The organism is Roseburia sp. MSJ-14, from assembly GCF_018918225.1.
In the GTDB taxonomy this organism is placed as follows: Bacteria; Bacillota; Clostridia; order Lachnospirales; family Lachnospiraceae; genus Petralouisia.
In genome coordinates this window covers 56,346-78,090 of record NZ_JAHLQD010000016.1, presented here as the reverse complement: position 1 = coordinate 78,090, position 21,745 = coordinate 56,346, and the positions used below count along the sequence as shown (strand labels likewise).

General features: G+C 35.7%; 17 protein-coding genes. 12 read left to right on the top strand and 5 right to left on the bottom strand.

Going from position 1 to position 21,745, the window contains the following annotated elements; all coding sequences use genetic code 11:
• The first annotated feature begins 14 nt into the window (after nucleotides 1-14).
• The 3 genes from KQI83_RS06985 (at nucleotide 15) to KQI83_RS16955 (ending at nucleotide 8,233) form a co-directional block, all read left to right on the top strand.
• Nucleotides 15-3,245, top strand: a complete 3,231-nt coding sequence (locus KQI83_RS06985) for a hypothetical protein (protein ID WP_216555963.1) — start codon at nucleotides 15-17, stop codon at nucleotides 3,243-3,245.
• A complete protein-coding gene (locus KQI83_RS06980; protein WP_216555962.1) occupies nucleotides 3,242-7,927 on the top strand; it encodes a DEAD/DEAH box helicase in 4,686 nt (1,561 codons plus the stop codon). The genes KQI83_RS06985 and KQI83_RS06980 overlap by 4 nt, the downstream gene beginning before the upstream one ends.
• A 177-nt stretch (nucleotides 7,928-8,104) precedes the next feature.
• A complete protein-coding gene (locus tag KQI83_RS16955; protein WP_256447807.1) occupies nucleotides 8,105-8,233 on the top strand; it encodes a hypothetical protein in 129 nt (42 codons plus the stop codon).
• 66 nt (nucleotides 8,234-8,299) lie between these two features.
• Here KQI83_RS16955 and KQI83_RS06975 read toward each other — a convergent pair whose 3' ends face one another.
• Genes KQI83_RS06975 through KQI83_RS06965 form a run of 3 tightly spaced genes read right to left on the bottom strand, consistent with a single transcriptional unit; the run spans nucleotide 8,300 to nucleotide 11,220 of the window.
• Entirely contained in the window at nucleotides 8,300-9,298 is a 999-nt protein-coding gene (locus KQI83_RS06975; RefSeq protein WP_216555961.1) for a virulence RhuM family protein, read from the bottom strand.
• Between the two features lie 4 nt (nucleotides 9,299-9,302).
• Nucleotides 9,303-10,217, bottom strand: a complete 915-nt coding sequence (locus KQI83_RS06970; protein ID WP_216555958.1) for a hypothetical protein — start codon at nucleotides 10,215-10,217, stop codon at nucleotides 9,303-9,305.
• A gap of 55 nt (nucleotides 10,218-10,272) precedes the next feature.
• Nucleotides 10,273-11,220: a hypothetical protein gene (locus KQI83_RS06965; RefSeq protein WP_216555955.1), complete on the bottom strand. Its 948-nt coding sequence runs from the start codon at nucleotides 11,218-11,220 to the stop codon at nucleotides 10,273-10,275.
• Nucleotides 11,221-11,584: 364 nt separating this feature from the next.
• Between KQI83_RS06965 and KQI83_RS06960 the strand changes: the two genes are divergently transcribed.
• A complete protein-coding gene (locus KQI83_RS06960) occupies nucleotides 11,585-11,776 on the top strand; it encodes a hypothetical protein (protein WP_216555952.1) in 192 nt (63 codons plus the stop codon).
• Between the two features lie 213 nt (nucleotides 11,777-11,989).
• Here the strand turns inward: KQI83_RS06960 and KQI83_RS06955 are convergent, their stop codons facing one another.
• Nucleotides 11,990-12,892, bottom strand: a complete 903-nt coding sequence (locus KQI83_RS06955; protein ID WP_216556146.1) for a dihydroorotate dehydrogenase — start codon at nucleotides 12,890-12,892, stop codon at nucleotides 11,990-11,992.
• 164 nt (nucleotides 12,893-13,056) lie between these two features.
• Here KQI83_RS06955 and KQI83_RS06950 point away from each other — a divergent pair, with 164 nt between their 5' ends.
• From KQI83_RS06950 to KQI83_RS06935, 4 genes are all read left to right on the top strand, one after another.
• On the top strand, nucleotides 13,057-13,383 hold the full coding sequence (locus KQI83_RS06950; protein WP_216555950.1) for a winged helix-turn-helix transcriptional regulator: 327 nt from the start codon (nucleotides 13,057-13,059) through the stop codon (nucleotides 13,381-13,383).
• A gap of 204 nt (nucleotides 13,384-13,587) precedes the next feature.
• Nucleotides 13,588-14,130, top strand: coding sequence for a ClbS/DfsB family four-helix bundle protein (locus KQI83_RS06945; RefSeq protein WP_216555948.1), 543 nt, complete (start codon nucleotides 13,588-13,590; stop codon nucleotides 14,128-14,130).
• Nucleotides 14,131-14,509: 379 nt separating this feature from the next.
• Nucleotides 14,510-16,291, top strand: coding sequence for an ABC transporter ATP-binding protein (locus KQI83_RS06940; protein WP_216555945.1), 1,782 nt, complete (start codon nucleotides 14,510-14,512; stop codon nucleotides 16,289-16,291).
• Nucleotides 16,284-18,023 (top strand): ABC transporter ATP-binding protein, encoded by a 1,740-nt coding sequence (locus KQI83_RS06935; protein WP_216555942.1) that lies wholly within the window; start codon nucleotides 16,284-16,286, stop codon nucleotides 18,021-18,023. The genes KQI83_RS06940 and KQI83_RS06935 overlap by 8 nt, the downstream gene beginning before the upstream one ends.
• Before the next feature lie 6 nt (nucleotides 18,024-18,029).
• Here the strand turns inward: KQI83_RS06935 and KQI83_RS06930 are convergent, their stop codons facing one another.
• Nucleotides 18,030-18,419, bottom strand: a complete 390-nt coding sequence (locus KQI83_RS06930) for a helix-turn-helix domain-containing protein (protein WP_216555939.1) — start codon at nucleotides 18,417-18,419, stop codon at nucleotides 18,030-18,032.
• A gap of 229 nt (nucleotides 18,420-18,648) precedes the next feature.
• On the opposite strand from KQI83_RS06930, the gene KQI83_RS06925 reads away from it, so the two are divergent.
• The 4 genes from KQI83_RS06925 to KQI83_RS06910 are packed head-to-tail and all read left to right on the top strand — an operon-like array spanning nucleotide 18,649 to nucleotide 21,742.
• A complete protein-coding gene (locus tag KQI83_RS06925) occupies nucleotides 18,649-19,617 on the top strand; it encodes an ABC transporter substrate-binding protein (RefSeq protein ID WP_216555936.1) in 969 nt (322 codons plus the stop codon).
• A 28-nt stretch (nucleotides 19,618-19,645) separates the two neighbouring features.
• Entirely contained in the window at nucleotides 19,646-20,392 is a 747-nt protein-coding gene (locus KQI83_RS06920; protein ID WP_216555931.1) for an ABC transporter ATP-binding protein, read from the top strand.
• Entirely contained in the window at nucleotides 20,382-21,152 is a 771-nt protein-coding gene (locus KQI83_RS06915; RefSeq protein WP_216555928.1) for an ABC transporter permease, read from the top strand. Before KQI83_RS06920 ends, KQI83_RS06915 begins: the two co-directional genes overlap by 11 nt.
• Nucleotides 21,152-21,742, top strand: coding sequence for a sugar O-acetyltransferase (locus tag KQI83_RS06910; RefSeq protein ID WP_216555926.1), 591 nt, complete (start codon nucleotides 21,152-21,154; stop codon nucleotides 21,740-21,742). Before KQI83_RS06915 ends, KQI83_RS06910 begins: the two co-directional genes overlap by 1 nt.
• The last annotated feature ends 3 nt before the right edge of the window (nucleotides 21,743-21,745 follow it).

The window sequence follows — 21,745 nt, the reverse complement described above, 5'->3', positions numbered from 1 at the left end:
AGCTGTGGTAGTTTTTGAAACAGATATCACACAAGCTGATTATGCGTAACATAAATGAGTTAATAGGAATAATAAACGGCATTAGCTACGATGGTATTATCAACAAACTTGAGGTAGCAAGATTATCTTCATGGGTAAAAAAGAACAGAAACTTATCTTACGAACATAAGCAAGCTCACTTAATTTCGCTGGTAGAACAAGTTCTTGAAGATGGAATAATCACAGACGAAGAACGAAAAATGCTTTTAGAAAATAGTAGTCAGTATACAGCTTTTGAAACTGATTCCATCGCTAAGGTTTATGAGCTTAATGGAATCATTGAAGGTATTATTTGTGACAATGAAATTAACGAAAAAGAAGTATGTCGCTTGCAGGATTGGATGAGAACAAATGAATCTTTTATTCGTTATCATAAACCATCTAAAACTATCTGTGAAAAAATCGATCAGATACTTGAAGATGGTATTGTTACTCAGGAGGAACAAAAATCACTTCTAGAAATGCTGAAAAAGAGATTAAACGATGCTCAGATAGAAACAAAAATAGGATACTTAAAAAACTGTGTCAAAGAAAGGAAAAATCTCGGCATTGATTTGATTGATTTATTGGATAATGCTGATGCAATAGATATTATTCATAGTCGTGCAGAGAGTCAACTGGGAAGTACGTTAAATTCGTATTCAGGTACTTATGTCCGCGATCCGGAAATTGTATTCGTATCTCTTGTTTTGATTGGTATGCTTTATTATGATGGGGCTTTTTATGAATCGGTAAGAAAAACTTACAAGAGTTTGTATCAGCGTTATTCGGAGCAAAAGGTAGAAGGTCTTATTCGAACATTATTAAATAATTACAGAACAAAGGATGATGCAACAGGCACAAAGACTCGTATTATCAATGTGGTATTAGCGGGATCTATTGTACCAAGCTATTATCTGGGATCATTCTTTGAATTTATCTATGACATATATAAGTTGAATTTTGATAGTAACTTACCTGATGATTTATATGGCGAGTTTCAGTTTGTTTATGACGGATTGCAGAATGTGATGCGTTCTGAAAGTGACGAAGTTCAAGTTAATGTAACTAAGAAAACATATAAATTGATTAAATCAACAAAGCAGCTGATTACTAATCCTATATATAACGATGCTGTTATTAAGCTTAGTATCATTGTTGTTAGGCTTATTGATAAATATATTTGGGGCAAGGATAATGTCATTTACAATCCATATTTAAAAAGAGGATATCAAGAATGGCTTTCAACAATCAATAGAGAGAAAGAGTATGGAAATCGCAGTAAAGTCGAACAATTGAGATCACGCTGGGAACCAGAATTTGTTTTGACTCGAAACACAATTTGTTTAGTTCCACCGACTCATCGTGTGAAAGCTACATATGATTATCGAGCTATCCGAATCATTGTTAAGAAAGAGGAAAAGGTTATTTATGATGATTATGTAGAAGATATTCGTGAGATTATTGGTGGATATCAGATAAAGAATCATGCAATTGAACTCCCTAATCCTCTTGGAAGAATTAATTATCAGCTGGTTGCAGGAAATGAAATAATTTATGATAGCAAAACCAGACTGCACCGTAACTTTATTGTGTTTGATGAGAGAGGACAAGAACTGGCAAATAATAAAGATTATTCTGGAACAGCTGTTTTTTGTACAAAGAGTAAGGTTGATAAGTTGCATTTATATTTTTCGGGAGAGGCATATTGTCTATCCTCATATATTGCACACTTGGGAGATGCTATCCTTATAGAAGATAAAGTGTTCAATTTTTCAGAGATGATCCGTCCTGGTGTGTTTGGCGAAAAGCATGAGGGATATTTCGTTGCACAGGATGATTGTAAATTTGAAGTATTTAAAGATGAGGTAATCCTTGTATTTGAAAGTGAGTTTACGGACAGTGGTTTTGAAATACAAATAAATCAGCGTTCATATAAGATTGATGCTTTTGAATATTCTACAGTTGAAAGAAAAGGTGTTAATAAGTATTCTCTAAAACTTGGATGTTTAGGCTCTGGAATTTATCAGCTAAGAGTGAATGCGTTACATTCGGGAAAAAGAATTAGTGTGCTGCGCACTCAATTTGCCATAGATAAAAAACTATATGTTGAGCAGGTTGAAAACAATAATGATTCGTATATTGTTTCTGTAGATTCTGATTTGATGCCAGAACCAATTTTTGATGAGATAAGTGTTCAGGATTTTAGAGAAGATTGGATTAAGTTTAATTGGAATAATCAGGAGTATATTTATTATGTTCCTTTCCGATTCCCGTTATACAGGATTGATAATGGTGCCTGGAAGCCATTCTCACAAGAAATTTGGATCGGTGATATTACTCAGGAAAGTTCAATTGATTTGTATGGATGCAAATATGACAAAATATGCTTGCTAACCAGTACCGGTCAAATTATTGAAGAAGCACCTGGACTTAAGACGGAAGGAGTATTTAGCAGGTTTTCTGCAGGATTTTTACTGTCATATAAGTCGCATTATGATTATGTAGGGATTTCTTTACTTGCAGAAGATCGTTACCAGGATGGAATTTTGTGTTATAACAAATGCATTCTTGACGAGGCTAAAACAACGGTTATTTATAGTCATGAAGATAAGGCGATAGTTGTTACACCATACTTTTATGGGCAAGGGAATATTAGATTCAAAGTAATCGATGATGTGAATAATGTCATATACACAAGTTTTGCTTTGGACAAGGACGTTCCAGAATATGTATATGATTTATCGTCTTTTATAAATTATAAAGTGATTTTCTTTGAGAAAGAGAGAGGACTATCACTCAAAAAAGAACGTATTTTAAAGGAATTTCCAATCGTCTTTTATGCGAGAGAAGATTTCATAGGAAAATCCTTCAAAATCAAGGAGGTTTACTTTGATCAGTTTGTCAGAGGAGAGTTCCTAAGAAAGAAACATTACTTTAATACAACGTATGTTTATTTTAAAGAAATGATAAGTGGAAATGAATATATAGGTGAAGTATATGTAAGAACATATCATGGTGCTTTTATGTTGGATAATATAAATCCCGTTGATATTGAAATATGTAGCGATGTTATAGACGGGATGATAGAATTGTCCATTACTAAGGATGGCGACGGGCTGTTACTTGATTTCGAACATCATGGAATTATGAATTCAATGGATGACGACAAAGCTGTTGATATCTTTTCTTACAATATCGATATGAAGGGAGTTGAATCAGTGTGAGCAAGAGAAATCCTATTGAACGATCTCAATATATAAATAATCAGTATAAAGAATATCTCAGGTCTTCCTTTGAATTTAAAACTCCAAAGTTGCAAAAATTGTTTGAGCAACAATTGGAAGTTGAAGATTTATTTAAGGGACCCTATGTCGATTTAAATTTGCCATTTCAAAGAGGAATGTCCTTGGATGAAATGATTGCAGATGGTGCGGTATGTAAATCATTTCATAGATTGGGAGATATGAATTTCGAGAGACCTTTATATTCTCATCAGGAAGAGAGTATTAGGCATATTTGCTCTGGTCGAAGCGCAATTATTACAACGGGTACAGGATCAGGAAAGACAGAGAGTTTCTTATATCCAATCTTAAATGAATTGATGTCAGATGTAGAAAATGGTAATAGGGAAGTTGGTGTTAGGGCAATATTTTTATATCCAATGAACGCTCTAGTAAACGATCAGATTGATCGTGTAAGAAAGATACTTACACAATGTCCTGAAATTACATATGGATTCTTTACAGGCGAAACGAAAGAAAGCATTCCGAAGGACTATCGTGAGAAATATGGCGCAGAGAACGATACCTTTATCCCTGAGAATGAATTGGTTTCGAGGGAAGAGATCAGAAAGAACCCGCCACATTTGTTGTTCACTAATTATTCCATGTTGGAATATTTACTGATCAGACCAAATGATTATTCGATCTTTGCACCGGAGAGGCTAAACAATTGGAAGTTTGTTGTTCTTGATGAGGCACATTCATATTATGGTTCATTGGGAATCGAATTATCTTTGTTAATGCGTAGATTGACTGGATTAGCACCAAAGAAACCGCGCTTCATTCTAACCAGTGCTACGTTGGGAGAACAAGGTAAATCCGAAAGTGAAATTGTAAATTTTGCAAGAAGCCTTACTTCTGCAAGTTTTGATATTCAAGACATAATTTTTTCTAAAAGAATTACACTTTCTAATTCTAAGCTAAGTTATACGATTGCTGGAGAAGATTATTCTGAGATAAAGAAAGCGAAGCATGATATACAGACGGTTAGAACCATTGGAAATAAATACAAAAACATAGATTCAATGGAATTGAAGAGTTACCTATATGAATTGTTTGTAGGCGACAGAAACGTGTTTCATCTATATGAAGTATTAAAAGATGGTAGTAAGAGTTTCAAAAGTATTCTTGCTAACTTTAATAATCAAATAATGTCTGAACAGTTGATAGATTTGATTGATCTCATCAATATGGCAGAAAAGGACGGGATAGGTATTTTCGATTTGAAATACCATTCTTTCGTGCGCCCATTAGCTGGTGCATATGTCACTCTTGGAGATGATCCACAATTAAGTCTTACTAAAACTAATATGATTGGGGAGTTAAAGGCTTTCGAAGCTGGTAACTGTAGATATTGTAATTCACCATACATAATCGGAAAGATTCAGCGTAATGAAGCCGATGGGCTTGAATATCTGTATCAGAACAAGGAAGTTGATATTTACGAAAATTATGGAAATAACGAATTTGTAAGCATCGACTATTTCTTAATGAGCAATGAATTTAATGAAGAGGAAGTTGACCATGATATACTTGAAGAATATAAGGTTTGTGCAAAGTGTGGTGCGATTTATGCCGCAGGAAATTTAAATGCACGCAGATGTAATTGTGGAGACAGCTTTCAACATTCGATATTTAAAGTCCTTCAATCAAAGAAGGATGGAGAAGAAACGGCGTTCAATAATATAAATCAGTGTCCTTGCTGCGGTCACAAAGCAAGAGCCGGTGTTGTTAAGAGTTTGAATGTAGGTAAGGATGAGGGAACAGCATTACTTGCTCAGATTTTATATGAAGCAATTGATGATGGCACAGAGACTAAGAAGAAAATTAGTAAAATTTCCTTAAAGAGAAAAGAAAACATTCAATCAGAAATAGAGACATCAAATGTAAAACAATTTTTAGCATTTTCCGATAGTCGTCAACAAGCAAGCTTTTCAGCGGCTTTCTTGGATTCTAACCAAGTTAGAATGTTGCAGAAAAGACTGATTTGGAAGGTAATAGAAGATAATCAATATAGAAATATTTCTGTAGATCAGCTTGCTGCAACTCTTTCGGGAATGATTAAAGAGGGTAATTTATTTCAAAATGATTTAAGTGCTCATAAAAATGCTTGGATTACAATACTTGTCGATTTGCTAAAGGTTGATGGTTCGAACGACGGTGAAGGTTTGGGGTTATATTTCTTTGATGTAGATATAACTGACATAATGTCTCAAATTGACGAAGAGGACGTTGAAGCTGAATTTGGAGAATATAACATTACTAAGAAGGATCTGGAAACAATTATGCAGGTTGTATTTGGTGTGTTCAAAGTTACACCTGCTATAAATTCGATCAAATCAACATTAACTCCAGATGAAAAGATGGAAGCTTTGGAATATAGAAGATTTGATAACTATGTAATGTTTAATTGCCCTAAGACAATAAATGGTGTTAGAAGTTTTTTACCTGTAAAAGGAAAGGATAATATGGTTGTTCGTTATGTTCAGAAGGTTTGTGAATGCGACGAAGAATCAGCAAAAGCATTATTGGAGGTTGTTTTTAATAACTTGGCGGTTGCGGGTGAATTGTTTAAGAAGCATGAAACGAAGGAATGCTATCAAATTGAGGCGAGTAAGTATGTAGTCAAGAATTATAAAACCTCAAAATATTATATTTGCTCTAAATGCGGTCGCTTGACTCCATATAATGTCCACAACAAATGTGTTCAGGATAAATGCGACGGTATCTTGAGCGAAGTAGATCCGGATAAGGCACTTGCATCAAATTATTATAGAAGACAATATAAAACAAAGAAAATCGAGAGTATCGTTGTAAAGGAACATACTGCTCAGCTTGATCGCAAGAAGGCAAAACAATATCAGCAAGATTTCAAAAATAAAAAAATCAACATCTTAAGCTGTTCAACAACTTTTGAGATGGGGATTGATATTGGTGATCTTGAAACAGTATTTATGCGTAATGTGCCGCCTTCACCTGCAAATTATGTTCAGCGTGCAGGACGTGCAGGTCGTAGAAAAGATAGTGCGGCATATATTTTGACTTATTGTGGAACGGGCTCTCACGATTATACATACTTTTGCAGTCCAGAAAAGATGATTTCAGGCGTTATAAAGCCACCTTATTTTAATGTAGTAAATCACAAGATAATCGTTCGTCATCTGATGGCTACGTGTTTAGGTTTCTTTTTTAGACAGCATCCAGATTATTTCACCAGCATTGATGAATTAGTCTTTGGGAATGCGTTAGAGGAGTTTAAAAACTATATTTCGAGTCATCCGAGTGATTTGAATATCTACGTCAACGAGAAAATACTGCCTGGTGATACATATCGAGCTTATCATAACTTTAAGTGGTTTGATGAAATTGAAGGAAATGATGAAAAGATGGAGCATTTTGTTTCAACGATTAAATCTATTGCAGAAGAATACGAAAAAGCAAAGAAAGAAGCGATAACAGAAGAAAATTATAAAGAAGCGGATTATTACCAGAGACAGATTGAGAATTTACATAAGGAAAAGGTAATTGATTCACTTTCAAAGTACTGCGTCATTCCTAAATATGGGTTCCCGGTGGATGTTGTTGAATTACAAATATATAAAGAAGGCATTATGGATAACAGCTATGATTTGAGTCGCGATTTAAAAATAGCGATCTCAGAATATGCACCGGACTCAGAAATCATTGTTGATGGTAAGAAGTATACTTCTAAGTATATATCTCTACCTAAAACAGGAGAGTATCCACGTAACTATTTCTGCACTTGTCCTAACTGTAAAAAGATAAATGTATCTGTAAGTACAAGAACAGGAAATGAGTGTAAGTATTGTGGTGAGCCTCTTGGTGCAGTTGTACAAGAATTTTATATTGAACCGATAAATGGATTTAAAACTGGTATTACGAAAGAAAGTACTCGTGCTAAGCCAAAGAGATCTTATGCCGGCGAAGTATCATATCTTGGTGGTGGTATAAAGGATGAGAATATTGTTTCTTTATCAAATGCTATTACCATTGAGACAAGCATCAATGATGAGCTTCTTGTAATGAATAAATCGTCATTCAATATGTGCCCGATATGTGGATACAGTGACATTGTTAAAGGAAAAGTGATAACACCTACTTCTTTAAAGAAGCATAAGAATTACAGACAGTTTGACTGTTCATGTGAAGAGCTTACTCAAGTTAGGCTTGGGCATAGATTCCAAACAGATGTAGCACGATTTATAATTCCTATGTTAGGTTCCTTTACAAAGGAAGATTATGCGATTGCGTTGTCATTTATGTATGCATTTCTTGAAGGAATAAGTATTGGTCTTGGTATTGAAAGAAATGATATAGATGGTGTTCTTGAACTGAATCTTGAACAGCATAGCTACGATATTTTGATCTACGACAATGTCCCAGGCGGAGCAGGTCATGTTAAGCGATTAGTTGAAAAGAATGCTGTAATTACATCGTTAAACGCAGCGTATGTTAAAGTGTCCCAGCAGTGTTGTGATGAAAACACTTCTTGTTATAACTGTCTTAGAAACTATTACAATCAGACAAATCACAGCAAGCTGAAACGTAAATATGCTCGTGATTTCATTGAAAGTTTATTGAGACAAATAGGTGTTAGGCCTTAAAAAATAGTTTTATAAGAATAGGGATATGTGTTTTGGAACAGGAGATAAGAACTATCATTGATAGATAAGTACAATGTGAAGAAATGAATGGCTTGTCAAAGAAAAATTATCAGAACTCATTAATATTTAACGATAACTTTTCAATCGTTAAAAATGTAGTAGAAAGGGTGAGAAATTATGTGGTGGTGTCCAGATTGCGACAAGGTATATTATGAATCTCGTCCATGCCATGAATGTGGTGGCTACTTACAGTGGGCTGGCGAAGTTTGGAAATGTTCTAATTGTGACTATTCAGAAGAAGGCTAAAACAGAAAAGCTCTCCATCACCGGATTTGTTCCAGTGGTGAAGAGGCTTTTTTTGATGAAAAAATGCTACTTTTTTGAGCTGTCTGTAATTTGTTCTAACATACCGATACTTTCAATAAAATCCTTTTCGACTGGAGAGAGTGTATCATCCAGTCGATTCTTATATTTATCATATTCCGCATGAGCTTTTTCGATAGCCTGTTTATGGCTGATGCGACCGCTGCTGGTAAGAATATCACGTCGTGTCATTTTCAGATAATCGTCAATGGTTTCCAGCCAGTCTTTCATATACATTGGTTCTTTGTTAAGGGCGTGTACCTCAGCAATATCAAGGTAGGCGGTGACAATCTTATTGAGAGCATCAAGCTCCTGTTCAGTAAGATAGTTCTTTGCTACTTCTACATCAGAACGACGGATTTCGTTATGTTCCCACGAGGTAAGCCCCATATTTTCTTTTTCTGCATCGGCACGCTCATAGATTACTTCTGCAGCGGTATGCTTGTGGGCAGCCCAGTGCATTTTATTTTGAACCTGTTTGAAGAACAGGACAGAGTTTTCAGTATGTGGATCATAATCAATACTGGTTGCATAGATTTCCAGAACTTTTCTCCAAAATACTTTTTCTGATGAGCGGATGTCTCTGATACGGGCAAGCAATTCATCAAAGTAATTGCCACCGCCAAGTCTTTTCAGTCGGTCATCATCTAAGGCAAATCCTTTTTTCATATATTCCTTTAATATTTCCATAGCCCAGATACGGAACTGTGTACCACGACGGGATTTCACTCGGTAACCGACAGAGATAATGACGTCAAGGTTATAGTAATCTACCTGATATGTTTTTCCGTCAGAGGCAGTTGTTGCAAATTTTGCAACAACTGAATTTCGTTGTAATTCACCTTCTTCAAATATGTTTTTGATATGCCTTGAGATAGTAGATTTATCTCTTTGAAAAAGCTCTGCCATTTGGTCTAGTGACAGCCATACAGTATCTTCATCAAAGGTAGTTTCTATCTTGGTTAAGCCATCTTCAGTTGTGTACATAATTATGCTTGAATTTCTCATACAATCAGTCCTCCGGTGCTGGTGTATTATTTTTCTTCGCCCTGCTCTTATATACATTGTACTGATTCTTGCATTGTGGAGAGCAGAATTCCATGTTTGATCTTGTGGCAGCAAATGCCTTGCCGCAGTGTTTACATACCTTCAGGCTGGAATCGTCATCAGTCAGCATAAAGGAAAACATCATCTGTATGCATAACAATAAGGAGTTGAAATCCCAAACTAAGGTAGGGCGTTCACGCAGTTCAATGTGATAGGTGGGAGCTACACCACCAAATGCAGCCATTCCTTGCCGATAGAGGCTTCGTTCGTTTTCATCCAGCTTGTCATAGTCTTGATAATACAAAAAGCTTGAGAAAAAGGTAAATGCCCAGTCACGGAATACTTCAATCAGCCAGTCATAGGATTCGGCATATTCTCTTTGGAAGCTCATCATCACTGCCTGTGGCTTGTTTTTCATTGTCATAATAAGTGCCATCATTTCCGGGTTGTCTGTATTCCAACAGGATTCGCTGCCTTTTTTACGGAAATCAATCTTATCGAAAGGGAAGAAGCAGGACAGATATCTTTCCGTCGAAATATTTTCTTCTTTGATGAAATGATTTTTCGGCAGATAGACTGCTTCATATGTAATAAAGTCCGGTGTGGTGGGAAGTGCTGTCATAAGTCCCAGCATACCGGACTCGGACACAAAGCCCATAATGGCTTCTTTTAATTCTGATTCGCTTGCCTTGTTCATGGCGGTAGTACCGATATTGATTGCGGTCAGCACCAGCTTTTCATAATCCTTGATAGGATTGTAGATGGATGGCTTGGCATCGGCTGCAGGGGTAATATAACATTTCCCATCTGCAGAGGTTCGCCATTCATATTTATTATATCGTACCCAGTTTGAACTGGAGTTCTGAAAGAGATCCTTCATTGTAATTCCTTTCTCTGTAAAAACTATTACTATAATAACATGTTTGAATGCATTTTCAAACAGCTTTTTCATCATTTGCATTATTTTTATTGTTGTTCTTCTTGATGATTTTTTCTTGTTCTGGTTCCAGCTTTGCCTGTTCCCTTGCAATCTTTCTCGCCATAACCCCAATCTTTTTTAGGAGTGCAAGTTTTTCTTTGTCGAGTTTTTCAAGGGCTGCCGGTAAATCTTTTGCATGTCTGGACAGAAAATCCCGTTCTTCACCAGTAAAAGGAAAATCCTGTCCCTGCCTGTCAGCCAGTACAAGAAGTACTTTCTTTTCAATCTGTCCAAGGACAGTGGAGCGGACACCACGGATATTTCTGTCACTCTGATTACGCAGGGCAGCCAGATGATTAGCTGTAAAATCCCTAAGATATAGGAAGTATATCAGCTCCTTGTGGTCGTCCTTTAAGTCGTAAATAATCTTGGAATAGTCCTCATCGGAAAGAGAATTGTGCATTTCATAAGGGCAGTTAGAAATGATGTCTATAAAGTCTCCCTTCATAAGCTGTCGCCAGTAAGCATGATTGATAGGAGCCGGGACAATAATGGCAAGAGGTGCCACATCCTTCTTGCTGTCTATGTTTTCCCTGCCTATTTCGTGGTAGCGTTCTTTTCGTTCCCGGTTGTCATCCAGATGATCCCATTCCTTTATCACTTCCTCAAAATCTGAAACAGTACGGGCACTGTCCTCTAGTCGCTTTAAAGCAATGGCACGAAGCTCCCTTTTTAACATGGTTTTATTTGAGTGCTCGTCTTCCGGCTGAAAGTCATCATCCTTTATGGGATGCAGTTCCTGATCCAAATCCATTTCATTAAAATGCTCTAATTCAATTTGTAATTCTTGCCGGGATGCTTCATAGGAAATATACTCCTCTATTGAGGTTGCACCATCTTCGTTATCGAAGCCATGCTCGTACTCCCAGAAGTCTAGTAATTCCTGATGTTTTGTAGGGGTCATTTATCTGTAATACCTGCCTTATTCAAAATAATTAAAGTTCATTATTCACAAAATAGCTTCTGCAAAGTTTTCTTTTTCAAGAAATCTGTTTTTTCAAAAACACTTCCGCAAAACCACTTCTAAATCTCCTATAAGTGAGAGAGTAATCTTTTTAAATATAAAAATATTACTTCAAACATTAAAAGTGAAATGATTCATACAATCAGTATAGCACAAAACAAACGTATGTTCTACAATTATTTAATAAAAATCGAATATTTGTTTGCTGATGCTGGCGGAGTAGCTGTGAATAGCAATTGCTAGTGTATGTAAGATTGGTTGTTTGTAATTCGAGAAAAACAGTATTTTGAGAGGAGGTTTTGCTATGGAGTGGTATCAGATGGATGCTGGAAAGTGTCTGGAATTCAGCAAGAAAATGGCGGTGCTTAGAAAACTGGTTCGCCTTGGGATGATTTCGGAAAATGAATATATTCGGGCAAAGAATAGGATTATGAGTTCATATCACATTCTGGAGTTGGAATATTTCAAGACCGGTACAGGAAAAAGGGTTGCTTAGACAATCGCTTGTATACGTTCGTTCATATTTTCATTTTTAAGTAAGCTTGGTGCTAAGAGGAACACGAAGCAAAGATTTCAATTTAAGGAGGATTTTATTATGGCAGAAGTAGAAGTAATTAAGGCAGTGGATGGGCCAATTCTTCGTAAGAGGGATTATGAGGGCAATCCGGTTGTTATCACAAGACAGAGAGTTGTAATGCCATCATAGTTCTTAACAAACAACACCTCTGATTTCGTCTAAGGTTTCAATGTTGTTTTTTCTCATATATTTCGTTAAATCTGCTATGATTTCTGGCATTACAAATGGATTATTAAAGTTTGCGGTTCCTATTGCAACACCAGTAGCTCCAGCCATGATAAATTCCAAAACATCGTTTATGGTAGAAATACCTCCCATACCGATTACGGGGATTTTTACTGTATGACAAACTTGATAAACCATTCTTAATGCAATTGGTTTTATTGCCGGACCGGATAATCCCCCTGTTTTATTAGCGACACAAAATTTTCTCTTTTGCACATCTATTCTCATACCGGTAATAGTGTTGATTAAGGAGATAGAATCTGCGCCACCTGTTTCAGCCGCTTTTGCTATTTCTGTTATGTCAGTAACATTTGGAGTCAATTTCATAGAAATAGGCTTTTTCGTAATTTTTTTTATTTCGCCGGTAATATATTCCACCATCTTTGGTTCTTGTCCGAATGCAATTCCACCATGTTCCACATTTGGACATGAAATATTAATTTCAAGCATATCAACAACTGTTTCAGATAATCGTTCTACAACTTTTAAATAATCAGATACCGAATTGCCACACACATTAACAATTATCTTTGTATCAAATTTTTGAAGAAATGGTATGTCACGTTTTATAAATACGTCAATTCCGGGATTTTGTAATCCGACAGCGTTTATCATTCCACTGCTTGTTTCCATGATTCTGGGGGCTGGATTTCCTTCCCACGGAGATAGTGAAATTCCTTTTGTTACTACTGCGCCTAGTTGGTTCAAATCTACAAATTCACTATACTCTTGTCCTGAGCCAAATGTTCCAGATGCAGGCATTATCGGATTTTTAAATGTAATTCCCGCAATGTTGATGGATGTGTTAATTGTTGTCACCGCCTTTCTTGTTTCAAATTATAGCAAGCATATCAAAATTGAAAAGTACTGTCTTTTTTTGTTTATAGTACGAAAAATAATACTAAGTACAAAAAAGAGTAGTACATTGAAAAAATAATAAAAAGATAATATAATGCCGTTAAAGGAGGAATTTTATGAGTAATATGAAATCACCACTTCCTCAATGTGCGTCAATGGTTCGGGTTCAAAATATTTTAAGCGGAAAGTGGAAAATAACAATTTTATGGTATATTGCAGAATATGAGATACAAAGATTCGGGGAACTTCGACGAAGATTAGGCGATATTACACAATCCACACTAACGAAACAACTTCGAGAGTTAGAGCAAGATGGATTTATTTCACGATATGTTTATCAGGAAGTTCCGCCTAAGGTAGAATATTCTTTAACCGATTTAGGAAAAAGTTTTGTACCAATTCTTAAAGATATGAAAAAATGGAGTGATTTACACTTAATGTAAAGATGTTTCAATTATTAACAGTATATAAATTGGTTTTATTTTTTTATTTAGGTTTTGGAATCATAAGTTTGATTTAATGACGATATTGCAAAAAAACATGACACACAGTTGGCGTGTTTGCAATGTTATAATAAGGCAGGAAGTGAAAAATAGTATGAAGCTAGATAGGCTTATAGGAATCGGATTATTTAAGGAGGATGAATTATGCCAAGACCTAAAAATAAGGAGGAATTAATAACAGCAGCAAATACAAATTATGCCAAGTTACTTGAAATGATTGAAAATAGAACGGATGCAGAAAAAGAGAGAGCGTATGATTTTAGCTCTGATAATAAGAGAAAAGAGGCACACTGGAAGCGTGACAAGAATCTTCGTGATGTTCTGATGCACTTGAATGAATGGCATTTGTTGTTGCTGGAATGGATTAAGAATCGGGAGAATGGAAGCAATAAACCGTTTTTGATGGAAGGTTATAACTGGAAAACTTATGGTGCTATGAATATTGTTTTCTATAATCGCTGCCAGAATATTTCAGAAGAAGAGGCGCTTAAAAGATTTAAGGATTCCCACAGAAGGGTAATGGAAGCATTAAATACTTTTTCACAGGAAGAATTATTCACCAATACCTACTATCCATGGATAGGTGGAAGTTGTATTGGGAGTTATTTTATCAGCAACACAAGCAGTCATTATGACTGGGCTATCAAGAAAATGAAGTTGCACAAGAAAAACTGTATGAAAGAGTGAGGAAGGATAAAAAATGGTATAAGACTTATTATAACAAAACAATATTTGAATCATAAAAAATGCTTATCTTATTGTATGTACAATTGTATGTACAAAGATAAGCATTTTTAATGTAATAGGAAATTGCGTTCTATTACATTAAAAACTTTCCGCTAAGGAAGCGCACATCGCAGAGATGAAATTAGTCATAAATGACACCGCTCGGGCGAGAAAGAGTCCGAGGAGCGGACTCTTTGTGCTTTAAATAATGAAAGTGCACTTATTTTCGACCAAAGTGGATAGAATTCAATTTAATGAATGTTATAATTCGTTAGGTAAGCCTAACTGGATTTTAGGTTCAAAATAAAATATTTCAATAAGGGATTATAAGGAGGAAGTTGTGAAGAAATTAGATGAAAAAACATCAAAGAAGAGTACCATCTCCTGGTTAATTGAATTTGCAGGAGAAAAAAAGCTTCATTACATCTTATCAGTAATATTTGCTGTATTGGGTGTGCTGGCAAGCTTGATTCCCTATATAATTATGGGAACAATGATTTCACAATTAATGAAAGGGAATACAGAATGGAGTTATTACCTCAATTTAATGGTGGTAATTATAATCGCATGGGTATGCCGTGTGCTTCTTCATGCAGTATCTACGACATTTTCACATGTAGCAACATTTCAGGTCTTAGGCTCTATGCGAAAGAGAGTATGTGAAAAGTTAGTTCGCATGCCGTTAGGGGCAATCAAAGATATGCAGTCAGGATCACTTAAAAATATTTTGGTAGAAAGAATTGACAGTATAGAAACAATTCTTGCCCATATCGTGCCTGAGTTTACAGCAAATCTTATGGCACCAATTTGTTTATTCATATATATGCTTAGGATTGATTGGAGAATGGCATTGCTTTCATTAGTTACGATACCGCTTGGAATGATAGCATTTATGGGAATGATGTCAGGCAATGAAGAAAATCAGAAAAATGCTATAACCAAAACAAAAATTTTAAATGATACTGCGGTTGAATATATAAATGGTATAGAAGTAATTAAAGCCTTCGGAAAATCCAAAAGCTCATATGAGAAGTTTGTAATTGCTGCTAAGGAAGGTGCGGCATGCTACATAAACTGGATGAAAAGATGCAATATTTATATGAGTCTTTCTATGGCTATTTTGCCATCAACGTTAGTAACAGTTTTGCCATTTGGTGCAATGTTTGTAAAAAATGGAAGTTTAATGGCAAGTGATTTTATTATGTTGATTCTTCTTTCTATGGGGTTGATTACACCATTAATTACAATAAGTACATATATGGATGACCTTAATAAAATGAATCTTATAGTAAGTGAAGTGACAAATATTCTTGAAGCAAAAGAGTTAGATAGACCGGAGAAGACCGTAAAACGTCCGGAAAGCTTTGATATAACGCTTCAAGATGTTCGATTTGCTTATAAGGAAAAGGAAGTGCTTCATGGTATTAATATGGAGATTCCGGAAGCAAAGGTAACTGCTTTTGTTGGACCAAGTGGAAGCGGTAAATCTACAGTAGCAAAGCTGATTGCTAGTCTTTGGGATATTGCGGAAGGTCAGATTAAAATTGGCGGAGTTGACATTAAGAATATTGCAACTGAAGATTATAACAGAATGATTGCATATGTATCACAGGATAATTATTTGTTTAATGAAACCGTTATGGATAATATTAGAATGGGTAACCTTAATGCAACAGATGAACAGGTGATTGAAGTTGCAAAGGCAAGTGGTTGTCATGAATTTATAGAAGGTTTGGAAAATGGCTATCATACAATAGTGGGCGATGGTGGAGGACATTTGTCTGGTGGAGAACGTCAGCGTATTTCCATTGCACGAGCAATGTTAAAGAATGCACCAATTATTATTCTTGATGAAGCAACGGCTTATACTGATCCGGAAAATGAAGCAATTATTCAGGATTCTGTTGCGAAACTTGTTCAAGGTAAAACGTTGATAGTGATTGCACATCGTCTTTCTACAATTATGGATTCTGATAAAATTTATGTTATTAAAAATGGAAAAGTGGATTCTATGGGAACGCATGAACAGTTGCTTGCTCAGAATGGACTTTATGCGTCTATGTGGAATGCACATATAGCGGTAAAGGATGAAAAAGAGGAAGGAGGCAGTGAAAATGTTTAGAGCATTAAAGAAGTTTTTTGAGTTTTCGGGACCTGTAAATAAGAAAAAATTTTATGGTGCAATTATTTTGGGTGTAATAAAAACAATGGTTGAAGTAACCAAAGTGGCTGCTATTGGAATTTTGCTTCACCAGATGCTGAATGATGGAATAACAACAGCAGGAATTTGGGCAAGTTTTCTCATAATAGTAGTAGGTATTATTTTACAGACACTAATCAGTAATAAAACAACAATGCTTCAAACAGAAGGTGGATACGAGACTTGCGCAAATAAACGTATCGAAATAGCAGAACATATGAGATATCTGCCGATGGGATATTTTAATGCCAACAATTTAGGAAACATTACATCAGTTGCCACCAATACAATGGAGGGATTGGCAGATATAGCAACAAGAGTTGTTATGATGTGTACCCAGGGAATGATAACCACAGGTGTTATTACAGCATTTATAATTGTATATGATTACAGAGTAGGGTTAGCTACAGTGATTGGAGTAATCCTGTTTTATATCGTCAATATGATGCTTCAAAAGAGTTCAAAGAGTATTGCAGCAGAGAAAAATGAAGTGGATACAAATTTGGTTGGGCAGGTTATTGAGTATGTTCAAAACATTACAGAAGTTAAGAATTATAATCTTACGGGTATTCGGGCAAAGAAACTTAATACAGCCATTGAAAAAAGCGCAAAAACAAATATAAAGTCGGAATTGTCATTTTTGCCTTTTATAACACTTCAAAATGCTATCAGTAAACTTACAGGTGTTGCAATATGTATGCTTTCAGTATGGTTTTATATTAACGGTACAATGCACATTGAAAAAACAATGTTACTTATGCTGTGTTCCTTTATGATTTATTCTGGACTGGAAGTTGCCGGAGTTTACTCAAGCTTACTTCGTACTGTGTCTATGGGAGTAGATAAAGCCAATGCCATATTAGAAACACCGACCATGAATATTGAAGGCGAAGACATTACACCTGCTAATCATGATATTGATCTTAAGAATGTTGTTTTCTCATATGACCAAAAAAGGGTAATTGATGGAATAAGTATTCATATTCCGGATAAGTCCACAACTGCAATTGTAGGACCAAGTGGTGGAGGAAAGACGACACTTTGTCATTTGATTTCCAGATTTTGGGATGTAGAAAGCGGTCAGGTATTGCTTGGCGGAGTGGATGTCAAGAAATATAGTATGGATAGCCTTATGAAAAATTTTAGTTTTGTATTTCAGAATGTATATTTGTTCAATGATACAATTGCGAACAATATCAGGTTTGGTGCACCGGATACACCGATGGATAAGGTGATTGAAGCAGCTAAAAAGGCATGCTGCCATGATTTTATTATGCAATTACCGGATGGATATGAAACAATAATCGGTGAAGGCGGAGCATCATTGTCAGGAGGAGAAAAGCAAAGAATTTCAATTGCCAGAGCTATTTTAAAAGATGCGCCAATTATCATACTTGATGAGGCAACTGCTAATGTGGATCCGGAAAATGAAAAGGATCTTGTATCTGCCATTGATGAGTTGACAAAAGAAAAGACAATAATTATGATAGCTCACAGACTAAAAACGGTTAGAAATGCAGATAATATTTTGGTAATAGAAAAAGGAAAAATTGTTCAGCAAGGAAATCATAATGAACTTATGAAGCAAGAAGGTATCTATAAGAGATTTATAGATATGCGTGAGCGAGCTGTAAGCTGGAAATTAGCCAGATAAGAAGAATTATTCAGACCTGTTAGAAACACGGTATTCAGAAGGGTAGCTTCCTGTATCTTCCATGAAGATATGGGAAAAACGCCCAGGATTGTTGTATCCTACCATGGATGCAACTTCAATGATTGGAATACTGGTGTTTTTGAGCAGGTCTTTTGCTTTATTTACGCGTACTTCGCGTATGTATTCGGTAACGGTACAATGAAAATATTGCTTGAAAAGAACTTTAAATTTTGTTCTTCCCATATATGTAATTCGGCATAAAGAATCGATGCTAATATTTTCACTGTAATAGTCCTGGATATAATTGGTGGCTCTTTCAAGAGATGCCTTATCAAGTACATAAAGGCTTTTATGCAAGCTTTTTTCATTTAAGTAAGTATCATTCGGGTTTGACATATCATAATTACTCCTTTTGTAAAGAAAGTTAATCATTAGGACAATTTGGTCGAATTCCAATGTGTTTCGTTGATTTTAATATATGCATGGGATATAATTTAAAATAGGGTTAGTTAACACTAACTAAAATAGCATAGATAAGTTATAAAGTCAAATATGGTGATACAATTACAAGCTATTTGAAAACAAAAATTTAATAGAGGCTAGGTTAATAGGAAGGATGGAAGTTATGAAAAAAGTCAGTGCGTTGGTAGTGATATTGGTTTTAATGGTTTCATCATGTATAGGTTGCGGAAAAACAAAGTCTAAAGAAGATTACACAATAAAAATAGGTGTGCTTAGTACAGCAGATAGCATACCTTTATATGTTGCAAGCCAGGAAAAAACTTTTGAAGGAAATGGATGTAAAGTAGAACTTGTAGAATTCGGTAGTGCATCAGATCAGTCAAAAGCGATGGAGGCAGGCGAACTTGACGGCATGATGACCGATATGGTTGTGCAATGCCTTGTGAAAAAAGGAGGTGTTGATCTTAAGACAGTTGCAATTGCACTTGGTGCGGAAGTTACAGAAGGAAAATTTTGCATTGTAGCTTCTCCAAACAGTAAGGTAGATTCTATAGATAATCTTGCCGGAAGTAAAGTTGCAATTTCGGAAGGGACGATGATGGAATTTTTAGTAGATTCCTATTGTGATGAACTTGGAATTGATATTGACAGTATCGAGAAAGTTAGTATACCGAGTCTATCATTACGATATGAAACACTTATGGAAGGGAATGATGTGGATTGTGCAATTTTGCCGGAACCATTAAATGATTATGCTTTGCAAAATGGTGCAAAACTAATTATTGATGATACCACTCTTCAGAATAACTATTCTAATAGTGTGATAGTTTTGCGGGATTCATTTATAAAGGAACAAAATGAATTAGCGCAGGCATTTGTGAAAGGGTATAACGAAGCGATTGATAACATTGAAAATAATCCAGACAAGTACAAAGAGTTAGCACTTGAGGTTGCAAGAGTTCCGGAAGATATGAAAGATATATATGTTCTTCCACACTATACCAAAGGAGCAGTACCAACAGAGGAAACGGTTGATAGAATTGTAGACTGGATGGTGAAAAAAGGATTGCTGACAGAGGGATATTCATACAAAGAGCTTGTTACAGATGAGTTGCAGAACAAGACAAATTGATATTCTGCATTTAAAGGAGAAAATAATAATGCTTGAATTACATGGGATAGAAAAAGAATATGCTCAGGGGAATAATGCATTTACTGCACTTCACAATATTAATTTAGCAGTGCCAACAGGAGAATGTCTTGCAGTAGTGGGAAAAAGTGGGTGTGGAAAGACTACATTATTAAATATTATTGCAGGATTAACAAAGCCCAGCAGAGGGACTGTAATGTATAACAAAAAAAAGATAAGTCAACCTAACCGGGATATAGCGGTTGTGTTTCAACATTATGGACTTTTTCCATGGAAAACGGTAAGGGAAAACTTGAAGCTGCCTCTACAACTTAAACATGAAAAAGAACGATATGGAGAGGTTGAGAATATGCTGGAAAAATTAGAACTTACAGAGCATGCGGATAAGTATGTATGCCAGTTATCTGGTGGACAGAGGCAAAGAGTTGCGATAGGAAGAGCCTTACTTTGCAGAAAAAAAGTTCTTCTTATGGATGAACCGTTTTCTGCATTGGATCCTATCAGTCGGGAAAGGTTACAAAACAATATGCGAAAAATTTTTTCACAGAATAACATTACAGCGGTTGTTGTTACGCACAATATAAGTGAAGCAGTGTATCTTGGAGATAAGATTGCGGTTTTTTCTCGGGAAGGAAAAGAAATTAGAAGAGTATTAGAAAACCCGGTATCAGGTATTGCGGAAAGACAGTCTGAAAAATATCTTTCTGTAAAGTATCAGGTGGAAAAAATAATGGCAGGAGAGAATGATGTTACATAGAAGAAAAGAAATAGTAGCAACGGTATCTATTCTGATGTTATGGGAGATGTGCAGTCATCTTATGAAAAGAGAGTTTCTGCCATGTGCAGTTGCTTCTGTAAGAGAACTATTTAAGCTGATTGCAGATGGAACCCTGATTCAGCATTTTTTGACAAGCTTTTATAGAATTGGTATAGGTACAGTAGCTGGAATGCTTATAGCGGTGCCGGTAGGACTGATTATTGGTCAGAGTCAAAGACTTAATAACTATTTTGGAACCATTCTTAACATATTATATCCGGTACCTAAAGTGGTATTTTTACCAATAATTGTAGTTGCAATGGGAATCGGTGATTTGCCTAAAATTTTTCTTATAGCAGTTGTATTGTTTTTCCAAGTCACCGTAATTGTAAGAGATGCATCGGTCAATATTCCGGCAGAGCTATCAAGATCAATGCATGCGTTAGGTGCAAATAATATGCAATATATGTATCATTTAGTGTTTTTGGGGTGCCTTCCGGATATTATGACTGCATTAAAAGGAACAATAGGTGTCTCAATGGCGATGTTATTTATAACAGAGAATTTTGCATCCACAAGCGGACTTGGATATTATGTTTCGCGATGTATGGATAGCAGAGATTATGAAAAAATGTACGCAGGTATATTGCTTATGATAGCACTTGGCCTGTTCTTATATGGTCTTGTTGAAATGACTGAAAAAAAGGTGTGTAAATGGAAAATACTTGAAAATACTACAAAAACCCAGGAGGAAATGTGATGAAAAGAATACAAACGATATTAGACGCAATTGCAAGAGGAGAAGAATTTTGCATTTATGAGTGCCCGGGAGGGTATCAGTATCTTTTGGAGGTTATAGAAAAGTGTACAGAGTACAATCAGTTAAACCTGCTTACGCAAGGAGAAGAACAGATTAAACTTTTAAAAGGACTTTTTAAGAAAACAGGAGATTTTCTTATGGTTACGCCACCATTTCATTGTACTGTTGGAGGAACGATTGAAGTAGGGGAGAATTTTGAATGCAGTTACAATGTTACCATGCAGGATTTGGGAGGAATAAAAATAGGAGACAATGTTATGATTGGTCCGGATGTGTCTATTAATACATCTGGTCATGCGCTTGAATGGGAAAGAAGAATAGAGGGATGGTCATATGCTAATCCAATTACAATAGGAGACAATGTGTTTATTGGGGCTGGTTCGGTATTATGTGCCGGGGTAAAGAAAGGTTTACATATAGGAAATAATGTAACAATTGGAGCAGGAAGCGTTGTGACAAAAGATATACCGGATAATGTGTTAGCTGCCGGAAATCCATGCAGAGTGATTAGAAAGCTTGGTGGAGAGTAGAAA